This window comes from Kitasatospora sp. NPDC127111, from assembly GCF_042677465.1.
GTDB lineage: Bacteria > Actinomycetota > Actinomycetes > Streptomycetales > Streptomycetaceae > Kitasatospora.
In genome coordinates this window covers 151,697-172,168 of the sequence record NZ_JBHXTG010000005.1, presented here as the reverse complement: position 1 = coordinate 172,168, position 20,472 = coordinate 151,697, and the positions used below count along the sequence as shown (strand labels likewise).

Annotated in this window: 12 protein-coding genes and 1 pseudogene; all 13 read right to left on the bottom strand. The window is 73.0% G+C overall.

The window, feature by feature from the left end:
- Positions 1-55: 55 nt before the first annotated feature.
- The 13 genes and pseudogenes from ilvC to ACFVHB_RS05585 all read right to left on the bottom strand — a co-directional run bounded on the left by ilvC (position 56) and on the right by ACFVHB_RS05585 (position 20,360).
- Positions 56-1,054: a ketol-acid reductoisomerase gene (ilvC, locus tag ACFVHB_RS05645; protein WP_380315550.1), complete on the bottom strand. Its 999-nt coding sequence runs from the start codon at positions 1,052-1,054 to the stop codon at positions 56-58.
- A 102-nt stretch (positions 1,055-1,156) separates the two neighbouring features.
- On the bottom strand, positions 1,157-1,681 hold the full coding sequence (gene ilvN / locus ACFVHB_RS05640; RefSeq protein WP_360183991.1) for an acetolactate synthase small subunit: 525 nt from the start codon (positions 1,679-1,681) through the stop codon (positions 1,157-1,159).
- Positions 1,682-1,716: 35 nt separating this feature from the next.
- Positions 1,717-3,570, bottom strand: a complete 1,854-nt coding sequence (locus tag ACFVHB_RS05635; protein WP_380315547.1) for an acetolactate synthase large subunit — start codon at positions 3,568-3,570, stop codon at positions 1,717-1,719.
- Between the two features lie 369 nt (positions 3,571-3,939).
- Positions 3,940-6,870, bottom strand: coding sequence for a putative bifunctional diguanylate cyclase/phosphodiesterase (locus ACFVHB_RS05630; protein ID WP_380315591.1), 2,931 nt, complete (start codon positions 6,868-6,870; stop codon positions 3,940-3,942).
- 469 nt (positions 6,871-7,339) lie between these two features.
- The gene (locus ACFVHB_RS05625) at positions 7,340-10,387 is read right to left on the bottom strand and encodes an AAA family ATPase (RefSeq protein WP_380315544.1); all 3,048 of its coding nucleotides are present in this window, start codon (positions 10,385-10,387) and stop codon (positions 7,340-7,342) included.
- 134 nt (positions 10,388-10,521) lie between these two features.
- A complete protein-coding gene (locus tag ACFVHB_RS05620; RefSeq protein WP_380315541.1) occupies positions 10,522-10,680 on the bottom strand; it encodes a hypothetical protein in 159 nt (52 codons plus the stop codon).
- 257 nt (positions 10,681-10,937) lie between these two features.
- Positions 10,938-12,449: an Asp-tRNA(Asn)/Glu-tRNA(Gln) amidotransferase subunit GatB gene (gatB, locus tag ACFVHB_RS05615; protein WP_380315538.1), complete on the bottom strand. Its 1,512-nt coding sequence runs from the start codon at positions 12,447-12,449 to the stop codon at positions 10,938-10,940.
- Positions 12,450-12,526: 77 nt separating this feature from the next.
- Positions 12,527-12,766 (bottom strand): hypothetical protein, encoded by a 240-nt coding sequence (locus tag ACFVHB_RS05610; RefSeq protein WP_380315535.1) that lies wholly within the window; start codon positions 12,764-12,766, stop codon positions 12,527-12,529.
- Positions 12,763-14,256 carry an Asp-tRNA(Asn)/Glu-tRNA(Gln) amidotransferase subunit GatA gene (gene gatA / locus ACFVHB_RS05605; RefSeq protein ID WP_380315532.1) on the bottom strand — a complete coding sequence of 498 codons (1,494 nt, stop codon included), beginning with the start codon at positions 14,254-14,256 and terminating at the stop codon, positions 12,763-12,765. The genes ACFVHB_RS05610 and gatA overlap by 4 nt, the downstream gene beginning before the upstream one ends.
- Positions 14,257-14,261: 5 nt before the next feature.
- On the bottom strand, positions 14,262-14,558 hold the full coding sequence (gene gatC, locus ACFVHB_RS05600; protein WP_360183978.1) for an Asp-tRNA(Asn)/Glu-tRNA(Gln) amidotransferase subunit GatC: 297 nt from the start codon (positions 14,556-14,558) through the stop codon (positions 14,262-14,264).
- 562 nt (positions 14,559-15,120) lie between these two features.
- A pseudogene (locus tag ACFVHB_RS05595) lies at positions 15,121-16,677 on the bottom strand (putative bifunctional diguanylate cyclase/phosphodiesterase); the annotation flags it as partial.
- Positions 16,678-17,049: 372 nt separating this feature from the next.
- Positions 17,050-19,326 carry an NAD-dependent DNA ligase LigA gene (gene ligA, locus ACFVHB_RS05590; RefSeq protein ID WP_380315528.1) on the bottom strand — a complete coding sequence of 759 codons (2,277 nt, stop codon included), beginning with the start codon at positions 19,324-19,326 and terminating at the stop codon, positions 17,050-17,052.
- A gap of 23 nt (positions 19,327-19,349) precedes the next feature.
- Positions 19,350-20,360 (bottom strand): methionine synthase, encoded by a 1,011-nt coding sequence (locus ACFVHB_RS05585; RefSeq protein ID WP_380315525.1) that lies wholly within the window; start codon positions 20,358-20,360, stop codon positions 19,350-19,352.
- Between the last annotated feature and the right edge of the window lie 112 nt (positions 20,361-20,472).

Here is a 20,472-nt window from a genome sequence, read left to right as displayed (position 1 = left end):
CCCTTCAGAATCGGGAAAGGCCCCACGAAATCGGGCAGGGCGGACCCGCTGGGGCTCAGGCCTCTTCCTTGACCCAGCTCATCAGCTTGCGGAGCTCCTTGCCGGTGGTCTCCAGCAGGTGGTCCTCGTCGGCCTTCTTGTACTCGTTGTACTTGGGCAGGCCGGCCTTGTACTCGGCGATCCAGGTCTTGGCGAAGGTGCCGTCCTGGATCTCGGCGAGGACCTTCTTCATCTCGGCCTTGGTGGCGTCGGTGATGATGCGCGGACCGGTGACGTAGTCGCCCCACTCGGCGGTCTCGGAGACCGACCAGCGCATCTTCTCCAGGCCGCCCTCGTACATCAGGTCGACGATGAGCTTCAGCTCGTGCAGGCACTCGAAGTAGGCGATCTCCGGCTGGTAGCCGGCCTCGACCAGGGTCTCGAACCCGGCCTTCACCAGGGCGGCGGTGCCACCGCAGAGGACGGCCTGCTCGCCGAACAGGTCGGTCTCGGTCTCCTCGGTGAAGGTGGTCTTGATGACGCCGGCCTTGGTCGCGCCCAGGCCCTTGGCGTAGGACAGCGCCAGCTCGAAGGCCTTGCCGGAGGCGTCCTGCTCGACCGCGACGATCGCGGGGACGCCGCGGCCCTCCTCGTACTGGCGGCGGACCAGGTGGCCCGGGCCCTTCGGGGCGACCATGCAGACGTCGACGTCGGCCGGCGGCTTGATGAAGCCGTAGCGGATGTTCAGGCCGTGGCCGAAGAACAGGGCGTCGCCGGCCTTCAGGTGCGGGGCGATGTCGGCCTCGTAGACGTCGGCCTGGATCGGGTCCGGCACCAGGATCATGATGACGTCGGCCTCGGCCGCCGCCTCGGCGGGGGTGACGACGCGCAGGCCGGCCTCCTCGGCCTTCTGGCGCGACTTGGACTCCGGCTTCAGGCCGACCCGGACGTCCGCGCCCGAGTCACGCAGGGACAGCGCGTGGGCGTGGCCCTGGCTGCCGTAGCCGATGACCGCGACCTTGCGGCCCTGGATGATGGACAGGTCGGCGTCGTCTTCGTAGAACAGCTCGGCCACGGGGGCACATCTCCTTGCGTGATGGTGGTGCCGGGTACTGCGTTTCCTACGGTACGTGGACCCGGCGGTGGGGTGGGGCGGTGCTTCAGGGGGTGAGACGCGTCAGGCGCTGCGGTCGAGGGCGCGCAGCGAGCGGTCGGTGATCGACCGGGCGCCGCGCCCGATGGCGACCAGGCCGGACTGGACCAGCTCCTTGATGCCGTACGGCTCCAGCATCCGGAGCATCGCCTCCAGCTTGTCCGAGCTGCCGGTGGCCTCGATGGTCACCGCGTCCGGGGACACGTCCACGGTCTTGGCGCGGAACAGCTGGACGATCTCGACGATCTGCGACCGGGTCTCGTTGTCGGCGCGGACCTTCACCAGGACCAGTTCCCGCTGGATCGCAGCGGACTGGTCGAGCTCGACGATCTTTATCACGTTGACGAGCTTGTTGAGCTGCTTCGTGACCTGCTCCAGCGGGAGGTCCTCGACGTTGACCACGATGGTCATCCGGGAGATGTCCGGGTGCTCCGTCGGGCCGACGGCGAGGGAGTCGATGTTGAAGCCCCGACGGGAGAACAGCGAGGCGATGCGGGCGAGCACGCCGGGCTTGTTCTCGACCAGGACGGAGAGGGTGTGCTTGGACATGTGTCTCTGTTTCCTCGGTCGTTGAATCGGGGCCGTCAGTCGGTGTCGTCGCCGAAGTCGGGACGGACGCCCTTGGCGAACTGGATCTCGTCGTTGCTGGTGCCGGCCGCGACCATCGGCCAGACCATGGCGTCCTGGTGGACGATGAAGTCGATGACCACCGGGCGGTCGTTGATCTCCATCGCCTGCTTGATCACCGCGTCCAGGTCCTCCGGGCGCTCGCAGCGCAGGCCCACGCAGCCCATCGCCTCGGAGAGCATGACGAAGTCGGGGATCCGGGTGCCCTGGGCCGGCGGCTCGATGCCGTCGTGGTCCGGGCCGGAGTGCAGCACGGTGTTGGAGTAGCGCTGGTTGTAGAACAGGGTCTGCCACTGGCGGACCATGCCCAGCGAGCCGTTGTTGATGACCGCGACCTTGATCGGGATACCGTTCAGGGCGCAGGTGACCAGCTCCTGGTTGGTCATCTGGAAGCAGCCGTCGCCGTCGATCGCCCAGACCACGGCCTCCGGCCGGCCCGCCTTGGCGCCCATGGCGGCCGGGACGGCGTAGCCCATGGTGCCCGCGCCGCCCGAGTTGAGCCAGGTGGCCGGCTTCTCGAACTGGATGAACTGCGAGCTCCACATCTGGTGCTGCCCGACGCCCGCGGCGTAGATCGCGTCCGGGCCGACCAGCTGGCCGATCCGCTCGATGACCTGCTGCGGGGAGAGCTCCCCGGCCGGGGCCGGCTCGTAGCCCAGCGGGTAGGTCTTCTTCCACTCGTTGAGCTTGACCCACCAGTCCGCGTAGTCGCCCTTGTGGCCGGCGTCGTACTCGGCCTGGACGGCGACGATCAGGTCGGCCAGCACCTCGCGGGCGTCACCGACGATCGGCACGTCGGCCGGGCGGTTCTTGCCGATCTCGGCCGGGTCGATGTCGGCGTGGACGACCTTGGCGCCCGGGGCGAAGCTGTCCAGCTTGCCGGTGACGCGGTCGTCGAAGCGGGCGCCGAGGGTGAACAGCAGGTCCGACTTCTGCAGCGCGGTGACCGCCGGGACGGAGCCGTGCATGCCGGGCATGCCCAGGTGCTGCGGGTGGCTGTCGGGGAAGGCGCCGAGCGCCATCAGGGTGGTGACCACCGGCGCGCCGGTCAGCTCGGCGAGGATCCGCAGCTCGGCGGTGGCGCCGGCCTTGATCACGCCGCCGCCGACGTACAGCACCGGGCGCTTGGCGCTGACCAGCATCTTCGCGGCCTCGCGGATCTGCTTGGCGTGCGGCTTGGTGACCGGGCGGTAGCCGGGCAGCGAGGTGTCGACCGGCCAGCGGAAGGTGGTGGTGGCCTGCAGCGCGTCCTTGGCGATGTCGACCAGGACCGGGCCGGGGCGGCCGGTGGCGGCGATGTGGAAGGCCTCCGAGATCACCCGGGGGATCTCGGCCGGGTCGGTGACCAGGAAGTTGTGCTTGGTGATCGGCATCGTGATGCCGCAGATGTCCGCCTCCTGGAAGGCGTCGGTGCCGATCGCCTTGGAGGCGACCTGGCCGGTGATCGCGACGACCGGGACGGAGTCCATGTAGGCGTCGGCGATCGGGGTCACCAGGTTGGTCGCGCCCGGGCCGGAGGTGGCCATGCAGACGCCGACCTTGCCGGTGGCCTGGGCGTAGCCGGTGGCGGCGTGGCCGGCGCCCTGCTCGTGGCGGACCAGGATGTGGCGCACCTTGGTCGAGTCCATCAGCGGGTCGTACGCGGGAAGGATGGCCCCGCCCGGGATGCCGAAGACGGTGTCCGCGCCCACGGCCTCCAGCGAGCGGATGAGCGACTGGGCGCCGGTCATGGTCTCGACGACGTGCTGGGGAGCGGGAGCGTTGGCGGCCGGGGCGTCCCCGCGGCGGGGGGATGCGGCGTGCTCAGTCATCTGCCTGTCTCTTCTCGGATTTTGCCGGCCCGGTTGGTTGCGGGCCCCGGTGGTTCGAGGGTGGGGTCCCGGTGGTCGGGCCGATCGCCGGCTCTGCCCCAATCGTCCCCCGTTTTCTCCCGATTCGAGAGGTTCCTCCCGAATCGGGAGGTGCCCTCGTGATCGAGAGGGGATCGGGCGGTCGGGGCCAGTGGTCTTGCGGAGTGGAACAGTGTCAGTGCAACAAAAAACCCCTCGTGCCAAGGGCATGCGAGGGGTGGCGCGTCGGTCTCTCACGAGTCGGGCATGGCCCGCTCAGCCGACGCGCCCGCCAAGTACGAGAATTCGGGTGCGCATGGCAACGACCTTCCTCCCGTGCGGGGTCGACTGTCAAGCAGGTGGGACGACAGTCTCGCCATGCGGACCATGCCCGGGACCTGCCACGGCACGGTGTTCCGGCAGGTCGGAGGCCCCGTGGTGATGTACGACACGCCCCGCCGTGGACTCCCCGCGGCCACTCGTACGGGTGTCCGCGGCCAGGTACGCGCGGCGGGCCGAGAGCGGGCCGACCGGCCGCGGCAGCGGGTACACCCGGCGGACCAGGGCGCGGCGCAGCCGGGGCTCGTCCAGCGGCGGGGCGAAGGCCGAACCCTGGCCCTGCCGGCAGCCCAGCTCCTGCAGGACGGACACCTGGCGCGGCAGGTCCACCCCCTCCGCGGCGGTGACCAGGCCGAGATCCCGGCCGAGGCGCAGGGCGTGCCCGGCGAGCGTCCGGCCGAGCCCCGCGTCGCCGAGTTCCTGGACCAGCGTGCGGTCCAGCTTGAGCGCGTCGAAGGGCAACCGGGCCACGGCGCCGAGCGAGCCGCTGCCGGCCCCGAAGCCGGCCAGCGCGGTGGAGACGCCGAGCCGGCGCAGCGCGGCCAACCGGCGGCCGAGGTCGTCGGCCAGCCCGTCCGGGCCCATCCGGGCCACCTCGACCACCAGCTGGCCGGCCGGCAGCCCGGTGTCGCGCAGCGCCGCCACCACCGCCTCGTACATGCCGGGCGAGCAGAGCCGCTCGGCGGAGAGGCGGACCGAGACGGGTACCGGGGCCGGCCCGGAGCGGGTTCTGGCGGGCAGCCCGCGGCGCAGCGCGGCGGCGGTCACCGCCTCGTGGATCAGCCAGCGGGAGAACCGGGTGGCGGCGTCGCCGTGCTCGGCGGAGCGCAGGAACTCGGCGGGGGTCAGCAGCAGGCCCTGGGCCGAGCGCCAGCGGGCCTGGGCCTCGACGCCGGTGACGGTGCCGGTGGAGAGGTCCACCACGGGCTGGTGCAGCAGGGTGAAGCCGCCCTCGCGGACGGCGACCCGCAGCCGTTCCTCCAGCTCGGTCCGGCGCTCCAGGTCGGCCCGCATGGCCGGGGTGTAGAGCACCACCCGGCCCTTGCCCTCGGACTTGGCCCGGTACATCGCGAGGTCGGCGTTGCGCATCAGCTCGTCGGCGGCGGCCCTGGGGTCGGCGGCCGGACCGCGTTCGGGGGTGCCGAAGGCGATGCCGATGCTGGCGGCGACGGCGAGTTCGGCGCCGCCGATCCAGTACGGCTCGGAGAGCGCGACCCGGAGCCGCTCGGCGAGCTCCTGGACCTGGAGGCGGCCGAGCGGGCCGCAGACCAGGGCGGCGAACTCGTCCCCGCCGAACCGGGCCACGGTGTCCCCGCAGCGGACGGCGCCCTGGAGCCGCCGGGCGGCCTGCACCAGCAGTTCGTCGCCGACCTGGTGGCCGGCGCTGTCGTTGACCGCCTTGAAGCCGTCCAGGTCGAGGAAGAGCACCGCGATCCCGGCGCCCGCCGCGCCCTGCTGGCCGCGGGCGGCCAGCGCGCCGCGCAGCCGCTGGGCGAACAGCGCCCGGTTGGGCAGGTCGGTGAGCGGGTCGTGGAAGGCGTTGTGCTGCAACTGGGCCTGGAGCATCACGCGTTCGGTGACGTCCCGGCTGTTCAGGATCAGGCCGTCGCGGTACCGGTTGACGGTCGACTCGACGTGCAGCCATTCGCCGGTGCCGGAGCTGATCCGGCACTCCACCCGGGCCGCGGAGGGTTCCGCGGCGGAGCCCGGCGAGCGGTGCGCCAGCAGCCGGCCGCGGGCCAGGAAGCGGCGGACCTCCAGCAGCACCCGGTCCACGTCCTCGGGGTGGACGAGGTCCAGCAGGTTGCCGCCGACCAGTTCCTCCGGGTCCCGCCCGTAGACGCCGAGCGCCGCCGGGGAGACGTAGGAGAGCACGCCGTTGGCGCCGGCGATCATGATGACGTCGCTGGAGCCCTGCACCAGGGAGCGGAAGTGCGCCTCCTTGTGGGCGAGTTCCTGCGCGAGCGAGAGGTTGTCCAGCAGCATCACGCCCTGCCGCAGGATCAGCGCCAGGCCGACCGTGCAGGCGGCCGCGGCCACCACGCGGTCCAGCGGCCGCCCGCCGAGGGCGTTGTAGAGGATGCCGGCGGTGCAGACGGCGGCCGCCGCGTACGGGGTGAGGGCGCTGAAGGTGGTGGCGACCCGGCGGCGCGGCAGGCCGCCGGCCGAGGGGTGCTCGCGCAGCGGACGGCGCCAGCGCGGGGACCACGGCGCCCAGGCGAGCAGCAGGCTGCCGGCGAACCAGCCGGCGTCCAGCAGCTCTCCCGAGTGGTAGCTGCTGCGCAGTTCGGGGGAGGTGAAGAGGGCGTCGCAGAGCACCGTGACGGCGAGGCCGACCATCGCGGTGTGCACCGCGGCCCGGTTGCCGTCCCGACCCCCGAAGCGCAGCCCGACCACCAGGCTGACCAGCAGGATGTCCAGCACCGGGTAGGCCAGGTTGAGCGCGAGGCGCAGCGGGGAGCCGTCCTCGCCGGCGGCGATCCGGCCGAGCGCCAGGCTCCAGCTGAGGGTGAACAGCGAGCCGGCCACCAGCCAGCCGTCCAGCAGCAGGCAGAGCCAGCCGGCGGCGTTGCGCGGGCGCTGGGCGAGGACCAGCACGCCGGTGATGGCGAGCGGGGCGAAGAGCAGGAAGGCGTACTCGGCGAGCGAGTCCTGCGGCAGCGGGGTGCGTTCGACCAGCTCGTACCAGCCCCAGGTGCCGTTGCCGAAGGCGACCATCAGCGAGGAGAGGCCGAACAGCAGCCAGGCCGGGCGGGCGTGGCCGCCGACCGCGCAGCCGTACGCGAGACAGGACAGCGCGGCCGCGAGGGCGGCCGCGGCGAGGCCGAAGTCCCCCATGAAGATCGCGAGTTGGCGGGATCCCCAGCCGAGGGCCGCGCCCAGCGCGTAGGCCAGGCAGAGTCCGCCCAGGACTGCGCCGGGCAGGCTCCGGCTGTCGAGCAGCCGGCGGACCGGGCCGCGCCGGACGGCCTCGGACACGTCGGCGTCCGGTACGCCCGGCCGTCCGGCTCCGGGCAGCACCGCATCGGTGGAGCTCACTCGGCCTCTCCCCCTCCGGCCCGGGGCCTCGCGCCCCGGCCACGGGCCACCGGCCGCGCACCTGGTGGCCGTACGCGGTGACCTGGCGCCCCGTCAGGGCGGTGGCCCAGGGGGTGGGCGGCCTGCCGGCCGACGCACCGCACCGATGTTCCCAATCGGGACCCTACACCACTCCGGTCACTCAATGACACGCACACTCAACTTAGAGTAATGGCGCGGGGGTGGGGAATTGCACCCGATTCCGCCGGAACGGGCCGGTTGGCGGGGGCGCACGGGCGGGGGCACACGCGGCGCGCACGGGAGCACGCGAAGGCGCCCGGCGGTCGGCGACCGGTCCGGAGCGGGTGATCGGCGGGCCCGGCGGCGACGCTGCTCAGCGGCCCGCCGGCGCCAGGTCGTCCGGGAAGAGCCGCAACCGGTGGGCCAGCGCCGCCGCCTCGACCCGGCCGGCCACCGCGAGCTTGCCGAGGATGTTGGAGACGTGCACGCTCGCGGTCTTCGGCGAGATGTACAGCTCCTCCGCGATCTGCCGGTTGGTACGGCCCCGGGCGAGCAACCGGAGCACGTCCCGCTCACGGGGGGTGAGACCGAACGAGTCGCCGGCCGGAACCGGCTCGGCCGGGGCGGCGGCGCGTCCGGGGCGCGCGGAGAGCGCCAGACCGGCCCGCTCGGCCAGTGCGGCGATCTCGGCCAGCAACCGGCTGTCACCCCTTTCTCGCGCCAGTTCCCGGGCCTCGCGCAGCCGTTCGGCCCCGGCCTCGCGGTCGCCCGCCAGCACCTCGGCCTCGCCCGCCCGCAGCAGCGCCAGCGCCAGCGGGTACGGCAGCCCGGTCGGCCGCAGCACCTCGGCGGCCGCCGCCCAGTGCGCCGGGGTGTCCGCACCCTCGGCGCGGGCGAGTTCGGCCTCCACCATCCGGGCCCAGCCGTGGTGCACCGGGACGGTCGGGGTCAGCGCGGCGGCCGCGGCGGCGATCTTCGCCAGCACCTCGGGCCGGCCGGGCTCCATCGCGGGCAGACCGCGGTGGTCCGCCTCCACGCCCGCGCCGAGCGCCAGCAGCGGGTACAGCGACGACTCGTTCCCGGCCGGGAGGTGCTGGTCGAGCACGGCGAGCAACTCGGCCCGGGCCTCCGCCGGGCGGCCGGCGCGGGCCGCGGTCACCAGCGCCAGCCGGGATATCGGCACGCTGTGCTGGAACTGGCAGTTGTGCCGGGAGGCCCGCGCCTGGGCCAGCATCCCGACCGCGGTGGGCAGGTCGTCGCGCAGCAGGGCGACGTCGCCGCGCAACCGGTCCAGGAACTCGGCGTGGCTCCCCGGCGGGTCGTGCCGCTCGGACGCGGCCAGCGCCGCGGCCGCCTCCTCGATCCGGCCGAGGTCGAGCAGCGCCTCGGCGAGGTTGCCGGTCAGGATGGTCCCGCTGTTGCGCAGCAGCCCGTTGCCGCCGGCCGCCTCCAGGCCCTCCCGGGCCAGCGCCACCGCCTCCTCCGCCCGGCCCAGCGACTGCAGCAGGCTGGCCAGGTTGTTGATCCCGCGCAGCAGGACGTCGGGGACGCCGAGCCCGCGGGTGGCGGCGATCGCCGCGGACAGCTCGGCGATGCCCCGGTCGGGGTCGTGGTCGAGGTCGTTGCGCAGCATGCCGAGGGTCATCCGGGCGTGCTGCTCCACCGAGTGCGCGCCGACCTGCCGGGCGATCGCGACGGCCCGCTCGGCCAGCGCGGCGTCCTCCTCGGTGGGGTCGTGGAGCACCGCGATGCCGGCGCTGAGCGCGAACACCTCGGCCTGCACCGCCGAGGGCGGCAGGTGCTCGACCAGGCGCCGGGCGTGGGCCGCCTCGTCGTGGTTGCCCGCCCGGTTGAGGTGGCCGAGCATCCGGGCCCGGTTCATCCGGAACCAGGCCGCCCGGGCAGGGTCGCGGCTCTCGTCGACCAGCTTCAGCGCCCGCTTGGCCAGGCTCAGTCCGCGCTCGCGGTCGCCGCTGCGCCGGGCCGCGACCACCGCCTCGGCCAGCACGTCGACCAGTTGCAGGCGCTCGCAGTCCTGGTCGTGCGGCTCCACGTCGCAGGAGCAGGGCGGGTAGCTCTCGGCCCAGTCGTACGGCCGCAGGGTGTGCGTGAGCAGGTCCTCGGAGACGTCGTCCCAGAGTTCGAGGGCGCGTTCCAGCATCCGCAGCTGCTCGGCGAAGGCGTTGCGCCGGCGGGCGGCCCGGGCGGCGTCCAGCGCGCTCGGCAGGGCCCGGGCCGGATCGTGCGCGTGGTACCAGTAGTTGGCCAGCCGGGCCGGGCGGACGTCGCTGCCGACCAGGTGCGGCTGTTGCTCCAGCGCGGTGGCGAAGCGGCGGTTGATCCGGTGCCGTTCGCCGGGCAGCAGGTCGTCCGAGACCGCCTCGCGGACCAGCGCGTGCCGGAACCGGTAGCCGTCGCCGTCGGTGTCCGGCCGCAGGATGTTGGCGCCGACGGCCGTCCGCAGCGACTCGATCAGCTCCTCCTCGTCGTCCAGCACCGCGGCCAGCAGCGCGTGTTCGACGTAGGAGCCGCCCTCGGCGGCGATCCGCAGCACCCGCTGGGTCTCCTCGTCCAGCGCCTCGACCCGGACCAGCAGGATGTCCCGCAGCGAGTCGGTGAGGCCGGCCGAGCAGCCGTCCTGGAAGGCGGTGGCGAGCTCCTCGACGAAGAACGGGTTGCCCTCGGAGCGGCGGTGGATCCGGTCCACCAGCTGCCGGTCGGGGTCGGCGGTGCCGAGGATGCCGGCCAGCTGCGCGGCGACCTCGCCCGGGCCGAACCGCTCCAGCTCCATCCGCTGGACGGTGCGCAGGCGCTCCAGCTCGGCCAGGAAGGGCCGCAGCGGGTGGCGGCGGTGCAGGTCGTCGGTGCGGTAGGTGGCGACCAGCAGGACGCGGGCCCGGTGCAGGGTGCGGACCAGGTAGGCGAAGAGCTCCCGGGTGGAGCGGTCGGACCAGTGCAGGTCCTCCACGGCGAGGACGAGGGTACGGTCCGCGCCGAGCCGTTCGAACAGCCTCGCGGTGTGCTCGAACAGCCGGGCCCGGCCGTACTCGTCGTTGGGTTCGCCGTCGGCCTCGCCGAAGTCGGGCAGCAGCCGGGCGAGATGGCCCTCCATGCCGGCGGCCGCCACCTCCAGCTCGGAGCCGAGGCCGCGGTGCAGCCGGCGCAGCGCGGTGACCAGCGGCGCGTACGGCAGGCCCTCGGCACCGACCTCCAGACAGCCGCCGATGGTGGTGGCCACTCCTCCGCCGGAGCCGGCCCGGGCGAGGAACTCCTCCAGCAGCCTGGTCTTGCCGACGCCGGCCTCGCCGCCGATCAGGACGGTCTGCGGGCTGCCGGAGCCGGCCCGCCGCAGCGCGTCGGTCAGTTCGGTGATCTCGCTGCCGCGGCCGACGAAGACGGGACTCACCGATGTCTGCTGCATGGAGGCGAGCATGCCATAAGCCGACTGGCCCGGCCGAGGGGTTATCCCGGTTCCCGGACGCCCGGAAGGGGAGGCGCTCAGGTGCGGCACCTCCCCTTCCGTCTTCCCTTCGGCACCCGGGCGGTGCCGGTCCGTCAGCATTCGGCCAGGCGCGCGGGGCGCTGCTCGGCGCGGCCGGCCGGACGGAGGCGCCAGGTGCGGCGGCCGCCCTTGGCCTCGCGGACCAGGCGCTGGTGGTCGGCGCGGGCCTGGAGTTCGCGCACCTGCTGCTGGATGAGCTCGTACTCGATCACTTCGGTTCCCCTTGTGGGTCTCACTGCGTTTCGCTGTCGAGTAAGAGCTTCCTCCCCCAGGTGGGGCCGCCACATCGGACGCCTGACCGATCTTCCGGCCCGCGAATGCCTTAGATGCGGCCCCGGAAGACGGCAAAGGCCCGGTCTCACTCCGATTCGGAGGTGAAACCGGGCCTTAGACCCTACTTAGAGAGCCTTAGATGCCTTAGACGCCTTAGGAAGCTCAAGCGGAGACGCCGAGCTTCTCCAAGCTGTGCCTACTGCCCCTCCACGCCGAGGCGCTCCAGGATCAGGTCCTTCACGCGGGCCGCGTCGGCCTGGCCTCGGGTGGCCTTCATGACCGCGCCGACCAGCGCGCCCACCGCGGCGACCTTGCCGTCACGGATCTTGGCGGCGATCGCCTCGTTGCCGGCGATGGCCTGGTCGACGGCGGCGCCGAGCGCGGAGTCGTCCGAGACGACGGCCAGGCCGCGCTTCTCGACGACCTCGTCCGGCTCGCCCTCGCCGGCCAGCACGGCCTCGATGACCTGACGGGCCAGCTTGTCGTTCAGCTTGCCCTCGGCGACCAGCGCGGTGACCCGGGCGACCTGCGCCGGGGTGATCGGCTGCTCGCTCAGCTCGGTGCCGGTCTCGTTGGCCCGGCGGGCCAGCTCGCCCATCCACCACTTGCGGGCCTGGTCGGCCGGGGCGCCGGCGGCGATGGTCTCCAGGATCGGCTCGACCGCGCCGGCGTTCAGCACCGACTGCATGTCCTTGTCGGACAGGCCCCACTCGGCCTGCAGCCGGGCCCGGCGGACCCGCGGCAGCTCGGGCAGCCCGGCCCGCAGCTCCTCGACCCACTCGCGCGCCGGCGCGATCGGGACGAGGTCCGGCTCGGGGAAGTAGCGGTAGTCCTCGGCGTTGTCCTTGATCCGGCCCGAGGTGGTGGTGCCGTCGTCCTCGTGGAAGTGCCGGGTCTCCTGGACGATCGTGCCGCCGTCGATCAGCACGGTGGCGTGCCGCTGGATCTCGAACCGGGCGGCCCGCTCGACGCTGCGCAGCGAGTTGACGTTCTTGGTCTCCGAGCGGGTGCCGAAGGTCTCGGTGCCGTTCGGGCGCAGCGACAGGTTGACGTCGCAGCGCATCTGGCCCTTGTCCATCCGGGCCTCGGAGACGCCCAGCGCCTTGATCAGCTCGCGCAGCTCGGCGACGTACGCCCGGGCGACCTCGGGGGCGCGCTCGCCGGCGCCGACGATCGGCTTGGTGACGATCTCGATCAGCGGGATGCCGGCCCGGTTGTAGTCGAGCAGCGAGTGGGTGGCGCCGTGGATGCGGCCGGTCGCGCCACCGACGTGGCTGGACTTGCCGGTGTCCTCCTCCATGTGGGCGCGCTCGATCTCCACGCGGAAGGTCGAGCCGTCCTCCAGCTGCACGTCGAGGTAGCCGTTGAAGGCGATCGGCTCGTCGTACTGCGAGGTCTGGAAGTTCTTGGGCATGTCCGGGTAGAAGTAGTTCTTCCGGGCGAACCGGCACCACTCGGCGATCTCGCAGTTCAGCGCCAGGCCGATCTTGACGGCCGACTCCACGCCGACCGCGTTGACCACCGGCAGCGAGCCCGGCAGGCCCAGACAGGTCGGGCAGACCTGGCTGTTCGGCTCGGCACCCAGCTCGGTCGAGCAACCGCAGAACATCTTGGTCTTGGTACCCAGCTCGACGTGGACCTCAAGGCCCATCACCGGGTCGTACGACGCGAGAGCGTCCTCGTAGGAGACCAGGTTCATGACGCTCACAGCGTCCCTTCGCTAAAAGTCTGTGGAGGTACGGGCCCGGCCGCGCACCACGGGTGCGGGCCGGGCCGGGGGCTTGCTCAGCCCAGCAGCACGTCGTCGTCGCCGAGGCGGCGCAGCTCGCGCACCAGCAGGGCGGTGCCGGTGACCAGGGCCGCGGCGCCGACCAGGGCGTTGATCAGCTTGAGGGTGTCGCTCTCCTCGCGGGCCTTCCGGACGTCCTTGACCACGGAGATCGCGCCGAAGGCGCTGGTGCCGATGGACAGCCAGAGGCCGGGCTTGGTGTGCTTGAAACCCTTGGCCTTCTCGATCTTGCTCACAGTGCCGGTGCCTCCTCCAGCAGGGTGTGCCCCCACTTGTCGTTGAGTGCGGCCTCGACGGCGCCGCCCACGCGGTACAGGCGGTCGTCCGCCATCGCGGGTGCGATGATCTGCAGGCCGACCGGGAGATTGTCCTCCGGGGCCAGTCCGCAGGGCAGCGACATGGCCGCGTTGCCCGCGAGGTTCGACGGAATCGTGCAGAGGTCGGCCAGGTACATCGCCATCGGGTCGTCGGCGCGCTCGCCGATCGGGAAGGCCGTGGTCGGGGTGGTCGGGGAGACCAGCACGTCCACACCGGCGAAGGCGGCGTCGAAGTCCCGCGAGATGAGCGTGCGGACCTTCTGGGCCGAGCCGTAGTAGGCGTCGTAGTAGCCCGAGGAGAGGGCGTAGGTGCCGAGGATGATGCGGCGCTTCACCTCGGGGCCGAAGCCGGCCTCGCGGGTGAGTGCGGTGACGTCCTCGGCCGAGCGGGTGCCGTCGTCGCCGACCCGCAGGCCGTAGCGCATCGCGTCGAAGCGGGCCAGGTTGGAGGAGGCCTCGCTCGGGGCGATCAGGTAGTACGCCGGCAGCGCCAGGGTGAACGACGGGCAGGAGACCTCGACGACCTCGGCGCCCAGCTCGCGCAGCAGCTCCACGGACTCGTTGAACCGCTGCATCACGCCGGCCTGGTAGCCCTCACCGGCGAACTCCTTGACCACGCCGATCCGCATGCCGCGGATGTCGCGCATCTTCGCCGCCTCGACCACGGCCGGGACGGGCGCGTCGATCGAGGTGGAGTCCAGCGGGTCGTGGCCGGCGATGGCCTCGTGCAGCAGCGCCGCGTCCAGCACGGTGCGGGCGCAGGGGCCGCCCTGGTCGAGGCTGCTGGAGAAGGCCACCAGGCCGAAGCGGGAGACCGACCCGTAGGTGGGCTTCACGCCGACCGTGCCGGTGACGGCGCCGGGCTGGCGGATCGAGCCGCCGGTGTCGGTGCCGATCGCCAGCGGCGCCTCGAAGGCGGCCAGCGCGGCGGCCGAACCGCCGCCGGAGCCGCCGGGGATGCGGGAGAGGTCCCACGGGTTGCCCGTGGTGCCGTAGGCGGAGTTCTCGGTGGAGGAGCCCATCGCGAACTCGTCCATGTTGGTCTTGCCGAGGATGACCACGCCGGCGTCCTTGAGACGCGTGGTCAGGGTGGCGTCGTACGGCGGGATCCAGCCTTCGAGGATCTTGGAGCCGCAGGTGGTCGGGACGCCCTTGGTGGTGAAGACGTCCTTCAGCGCGAGCGGGACACCGGCCAGCGGGCCCAGCTCCTCGCCCTTGGCGCGCTTCTCGTCGACGGCCTTGGCGGCGTTCAGCGCGCCCTCGGTGTCGACGTGCAGGAAGGCGTTGACCTTCTTGTCGACGGCCTCGATGCGGTCCAGGTGCGCCTGGGCGACCTCGACGGCGGAGACCTCGCCCTTGGCGATGGCGGCGGCCGTCTCGGCGGCGGTGTAGCGGATCAGCTCGGTCATCTCGGTCAGTCCTCCCCGAGGATCTGCGGCACACGGAAACGCTGCTCCTCGGCGGCGGGGGCGCCGGCCAGCGCCTGCTCCGGGGTGAGCGACGGCCGCACCTCGTCCGCGCGCATGACGTTGGTCAGCGGGAGCGGGTGGGAGGTCGGCGGGACGTCCTGTCCGGCGACCTCGGAAACGCGGGCGACCGCGCCGATGATCACGTCGAGCTGCGCGGCGAAGTGGTCCAGCTCTTCGGCCTTCAGCTCAAGACGCGACAGCCGGGCGAGGTGGGCGACCTCCTCGCGCGTGATGCCAGGCATGCAGCGATCCTCAGGGTGAGTTCTGGTGAGGCCCGGCGGAGCGGTGAGGCGGTGCCGGGCCCGGGCAGGAGCAGCCGGCTCGGCGCTCCCGTCCTCTTGGTCTGTGGCCCCCATCCTATGGGGCCCGGCCCGGCCACCGGCCAACGAGTAACGCGGGGGTGCGGTCACCGCGCCCGCGGCGGGGGTGCGGCGCGGGCGCGGCACGGGTGTGCCGCGGGTGTGCCGCAGGTGTGCCGCGGGTGCGGCACGGGCGCGCCGCGCGTGCTCCGCGGTGCTACTGCGGCCTGGTGGGCGCCCAGTTCGGGGCGCCGCCCGGGGCCTGGATCTCCATCTGCGCGGCCTGCGCGGCCTGCACCACCGGCGGCAGGACCGGCGGCAGGACCGGCGGGGCGACCGGGATCACCGGCGGCAGTACCGGCTGGATCAGCGGCTGGGCCGCCTGCGGGACCAGGGGTTGGGTGGCCGGCGGCAGCACCGGCTGGACCAGGGGCTGGACCGCCGGCTGGATCACCGGCTGGATCACCGGCTTGACCGCCGAGGGCAGCACGGGCTGGGCCAGCGGCTGGGCGGCCTGCGGCCGCTTGGCGGCCGCGGTGAGCCGCTCCACCGGCGGGGCGCCGGTGCGGTGCACCCGCAGCCAGGCGGTGGCCTGCTCGGCCGGCAGCGCCGCCGACACCAGCCAGCCCTGGACGGCGTCCACGCCCATGCAGTGCAGCCGCTCCCAGGTCTCGTCGTCCTCGACGCCCTCGGCGACCACGGTCAGGCCGAGCGAGTGCGCCAGCTCCACCGAGCAGCGGACCACCGCCGCGTCGTGGTCGTCGGCGACCATCCGGGAGACGAAGGAGCGGTCGATCTTCAGCTCGCCGACCGGCAGGCTGCGCAGCCGCACCAGCGAGGAGTGACCGGTGCCGAAGTCGTCCAGGGACATCCCGACGCCGTAGCCGCGCAACTCGGCCAGGGTGTCGGCGGCGCGCCGGGAGTCGTCCAGCAGCAGCCGCTCGGTGATCTCCAGCTGGAGCGCGTGGGCCGGCACCTGGTGGCGGACGAGGTGGCCGGCCACCCGCTGGGCGAAGCCCGGGTTGAGCACGTCGCGCGGCGAGACGTTCACCGCGACCTGCACCTGGAGGCCCTGCTCGCGCCAGTAGGCGAGCTGGCCGACGGCCGCCTCCAGGACGTAGTCGGTCAGCCGGGGCATCAGGCCGCTGGACTCGGCCAGGCCGACGAACTCGTCCGGCGAGACCTTGCCCTGGCCGGGCCGCTCCCAGCGCAGCAGCGCCTCCAGCCCGACCACCCGGCCGTCGAAGGCCACCTTCGGCTGGTAGTGCAGCTGCACCTCACCGGTCTCCAGGGCCCTCCGCAGGTCGCCGAGGAGGCCGATCCGGTACGGCGTGTCGGCGTCCTGGGCCTCGTCGTACTGCTCCACCGAGGTCCGGCCGCGCTGGGCGTGGCCCATCGCGACGTCGGCCCGGCGCAGCAGCGACTCGGCGTCCTGGGCGTGCTGCGGGTAGACGCAGACGCCCGCGCTGGCCTCCAGGACGAGCAGCAGCCCGTCGAGGCGGATCGGCGCGGCCAGTTCGGTGATCAGCGCCTTGGCGACCTTCTCCAGGGTGTCCGGGCTGCCGACGCCGGGCAGCAGGACGGCGAACTCGTCGCCGCCCATCCGGGCCACCAGCGGGCGGCCGCGCCGGTAGTGCCGGGGCAGCCCGGCGAAGACGTCGTCGATCGACTCCCGGGTGGGGCTGCCCGCCGGGCCGCCGGAGCGCAGCGCCCGGTGCAGCCGGCGGGCGATGTGCACCAGCAGCCGGTCGCCGGCGGTATGGCCGAGCGTGTCGTTGAGTGACCGGAAACGGTCGAGGTCGAGCAGTATCAGGCCGACGTTGTACTCGGGGTCGTGTTCGGCGATCGCCTCCTGCGCGGCCAGCAATAACGCCTGACGGTTGGGCAGGTCCGTCAGCGGATCGGTGAGCTGGTCCCGGGCGCGGTCGCGGGCGATCCGCCAGGCCGCGACCAGCACGGCCAGCGGCACCGCGAACAGCGGCAGCAGCTCGGGCTCGTACCGGTAGACCAGGACGGCCAGCGGAATGAGCGGCGCGGCGCCGGCCAGCAGCACGCCGAGCAGCAGGACCGCACCCGCCACCCCCTGCGGCGGGCGTGTGGGCGCGCCGCCGGTCGTACGATCCATAAGCCCTGTCCTCCGTCGGGCCCGCCCCGTCAGGCCGCCTTACGGTGAGGCACCGTGCTGGTGCCGGCAGCTGCCGGGCATGAGCGACCCCGCGGAGACCGGCTCAGCCGGTGCCCCCACCCCTGCTGACACTCTGTTGCGCTCCAGGGTATTCCGGGCTCCACCCGGCGGGCAGACTTTCGGACAACCGGGAACGCGCCACCGCGTTCGGGTGTCGCACGGTGACACAATGCCCGCTTTCACTGTGCGGCACCCGGTGACGTTGCATCAGGACGATAACAAGACGGATTCGGCGCTTCCGCGCGCGGGTCAGTCCTCGGCGGGCGCCTCCCCGGCGGCCTCCTGGTCCTCGATGCCGAGGTGGCGCCGGGCGGCGTCCGGCCCCTGCTCCAGCAGGACGGCGAAGCCCGCGTCGTCCAGGATCGGCAGCCCGAGCTGGACGGCCTTGTCGTACTTGGACCCGGGGTTGTCACCCGCCACCACGAAGTGGGTCTTCTTCGACACCGAACCGGTCACCTTGGCGCCGCGCGAGGTCAGCGCCTCCTTGGCGCCGTCCCGGGTGTGCCCGGCCAGGGTGCCGGTGACCACGACGGTCAGGCCCTCCAGCGGGCGCTCGGCCTCCTCCTCGTCGGCGGACTCCTCGGTGAAGCGGACGCCGGCCGCGCGCCACTTCTCCAGGATCTCCCGGTGCCACTCCTCCTGGTACCACTCGACCACGGACCTGGCGATGATCGGCCCGACGCCCTCGACGGCGGCCAGTTCCTCCTCGGTGGCCGAGAAGACCCGGTCCAGGTCGCGGAACTCCCGCGCCAGCTCCTGGGCCGCGACCGGGCCGACGTGCCGGATCGAGAGGCCGTTGAGGAAGCGCCAGAGCGGCCGGTCCTTCACCTTCTCCAGGTTCTCCAGCAGAACGACGGCCGTCTTCTTGGGCTCGCCCTTCTGGTTGGCGAAGAACGTGGCCTTCTTCTCCTTGCCGGTCCGGTCGTCCAGCTTGGGCATGCCGGTCTTCTGGTCGCGGACCAGCACCTCGATCGGGAGCAGCTGCTCCATCGTCAGCCCGAAGATGTCGCCCTCGTCCTTCACCGGCGCCTCGGCCGGCTCCAGCGGCTGGGTCAGCGCGGTGGCCGCGACGTAGCCCAGGCCGTCGATGTCCAGCGAGGACCGGCCGCCCAGGAAGGCGATCCGTTCGCGGATCTGCGCCGGACAGAACTGCGCGTTGGGGCAGCGCAGATCGATGTCGCCCTCGGCCATCGGGCGCAGCTCGGCCCCGCACTCGTGGCAGTGCGAGGGCATCACGAACTCCTGCTCGGTGCCGTCCCTGAGGTCCTCCACCGGGCCGAGGATCTCCGGGATGACGTCACCGGCCTTGCGCAGCACGACGGTGTCGCCGAGCAGCACGCCCTTGGCCTTGACGACCTGCTGGTTGTGCAGCGTCGCGTACTGGACCATCGAGCCGGCCACCTTCACCGGCTCGGCCAGCACCGCGTACGGGGTGGCCCGGCCGGTGCGGCCGATGCCCACCTTGATCGCGGCCAGCTTGCCGGTGACCTCCTCCGGCGGGTACTTCCAGGCGATCGCCCAGCGCGGGGACTTGGAGGTCGAGCCGAGCCGGCCCTGGAGGGCGATCTCGTCCACCTTGACCACCACGCCGTCGATCTCGTGCTCGACCGAGTGCCGCTGCTCGCCGAAGTGCTTGATGAACGCCCGCACCTCGTCGAGCGTCCCGACCACCTTGTTGTGCCCGGCCGTCGGCAGGCCCCACTGGCGCAGCAGGTCGTAGGCGTGCGACTGGCAGTCGATGTCGAAGCCGACCCGGGCGCCGATGCCGTGCACCACCATGTGCAGCGGACGCGACGCGGTGACCAGCGGGTCCTTCTGCCGCAGCGAACCGGCGGCGGCGTTGCGGGGATTGGCGAACAGGGTGATCAGCTTCTGCGGCCGCTTGCCCTCCCTGGCCCGCTGCTCGTTCTCCGCCCTGCGCCGCTCGTTCTCGGCCGCCAGCGAGGCGTTCAGCTCCTCGAAGGCCTCGACCGGCAGGTAGACCTCGCCGCGGATCTCCACCAGCTCGGGGATGTCGTCGCCCTTGAGCTGGTGCGGGATCTCCTTGATGGTGCGGACGTTGGTGGTGATGTCCTCGCCGACCCGGCCGTCGCCGCGGGTCGCCGCCAGCACCAGCCGGCCCTTCTCGTAGGTGAGGTTGACCGCCAGGCCGTCCACCTTGAGCTCGCACAGGTAGTGGTACTCGATGCCGTCCAGCTCGCGGGCCACGCGCTCGGCCCAGGCGGCCAGCTCGTCGTCGTCCATCGCGTTGTCGAGGCTGAGCAGCCGCTCGCGGTGCTCGACCTTCGCGAAACCCTCGACGGCCGCGCCGCCGACCTTCTGCGAGGGCGAGTCCGGGGTGACCAGCGCCGGGTGCTCGGCCTCCAGCGCCTCCAACTGCCGCATGAGGGCGTCGAACTCGGCGTCGGTGATGACCGGCGCGTCCTTCTCGTAGTAGCGGGCGCGGTGGTCCTCGATCTCGGCCGCCAGCTCGGCGTGCCGCCTGCGGACCTCCGCCGGGACGTCCTCCCAACCCTCGACAGCCACCACCGCAAGCCCTCCGTTAGTTCCTACTCCGGGTTGTCCACCAGGCTCTGCGCCGCGCGCGCGCCGAGCGACAGCGCCTTGCGCGCGTACGCCGGGGAGGCCCCGGCCAGCCCGCAGGTCGGCGTCACCAGCACCCGGCGGCCCAGCAGCTCCGGGGCGAACCCGAGCCTGCGCCACAACGTCCTGACCCCCTGGACACTACCGGCCGGGTCCGACACCGCCTGGTCAGTGGAGGGGACGACACCGGCGAGGATCATCGTGCCCGCCTCGACCGCCTCGCCGAGGTCGTCGTCCGAGCGCTCGGTCAGCAGCGAGAAGTCGAGCGAGACGCCGGCCACCCCGGCGCGGCGCAGCAGCGGGAGCGGCACGTCCGGCGCGCAGCAGTGCACCACCACGGGGGCGTCCAGGCCGCGGATCAGCTCGCGCAGGTTCTCCTCGGCGATCTGCCGGTCGACCGCGCGCAGCCGCTGGAAGCCGCTGGCGGTCCTGACCGCGCCGGCCAGCACGGCGGGCAGCGAGGGCTCGTCGAGCTGGAGGACGACCTCGGCGCCGGGGATCCGCCGGCGGACGTCGGCGAGGTGGCGGCGCAGGCCCTCGGTGAGCGAACCGGCGATGTCGCGGCAGGCGCCGGGATCGGCGAGCGCCTTCTCGCCGTGCTTGAGCTCGATCGAGGCGGCCAGCGTCCACGGACCGACGGCCTGGACCTTCAGCGCTCCCCGGTACCCCTGGGTGAACTCCTCCAGCGCGTCGAGGTCCTCGCCGAGCCAGGAGTGGGCGCGCCGGGTGTCCCGGCCGGGGCGGTCGGTGAACCGCCAGCCGCTGGGCTCGGTCTGGGCGAACAGCTCGACCAGCAGACCGGCGCCGCGGCCGATCATGTCGGCGCCCGGCCCGCGGGCGGGCAGCTCGGGGAGGAACGGCAGGTGCTCCAGGGCCCCGGTGGAGGTCTTGGCGGCCTCGCGGGCGTCGGTGCCGGGCAGCGAGCCGACGCCGGTGGCGGCGCCGCGCAGGTCGGGGAAGGGGTGTCCGTTGCTCACCCGTCCGAGCCTAGTGGGCGCCGCGGGGGGGGGTGGGGGGGGGCCCGCCCCCCGCCCGCGCCCCCACGGCCCCGGGGGGGCCGGGGGTAAGGGTGGAACACGCCCCCCCCCC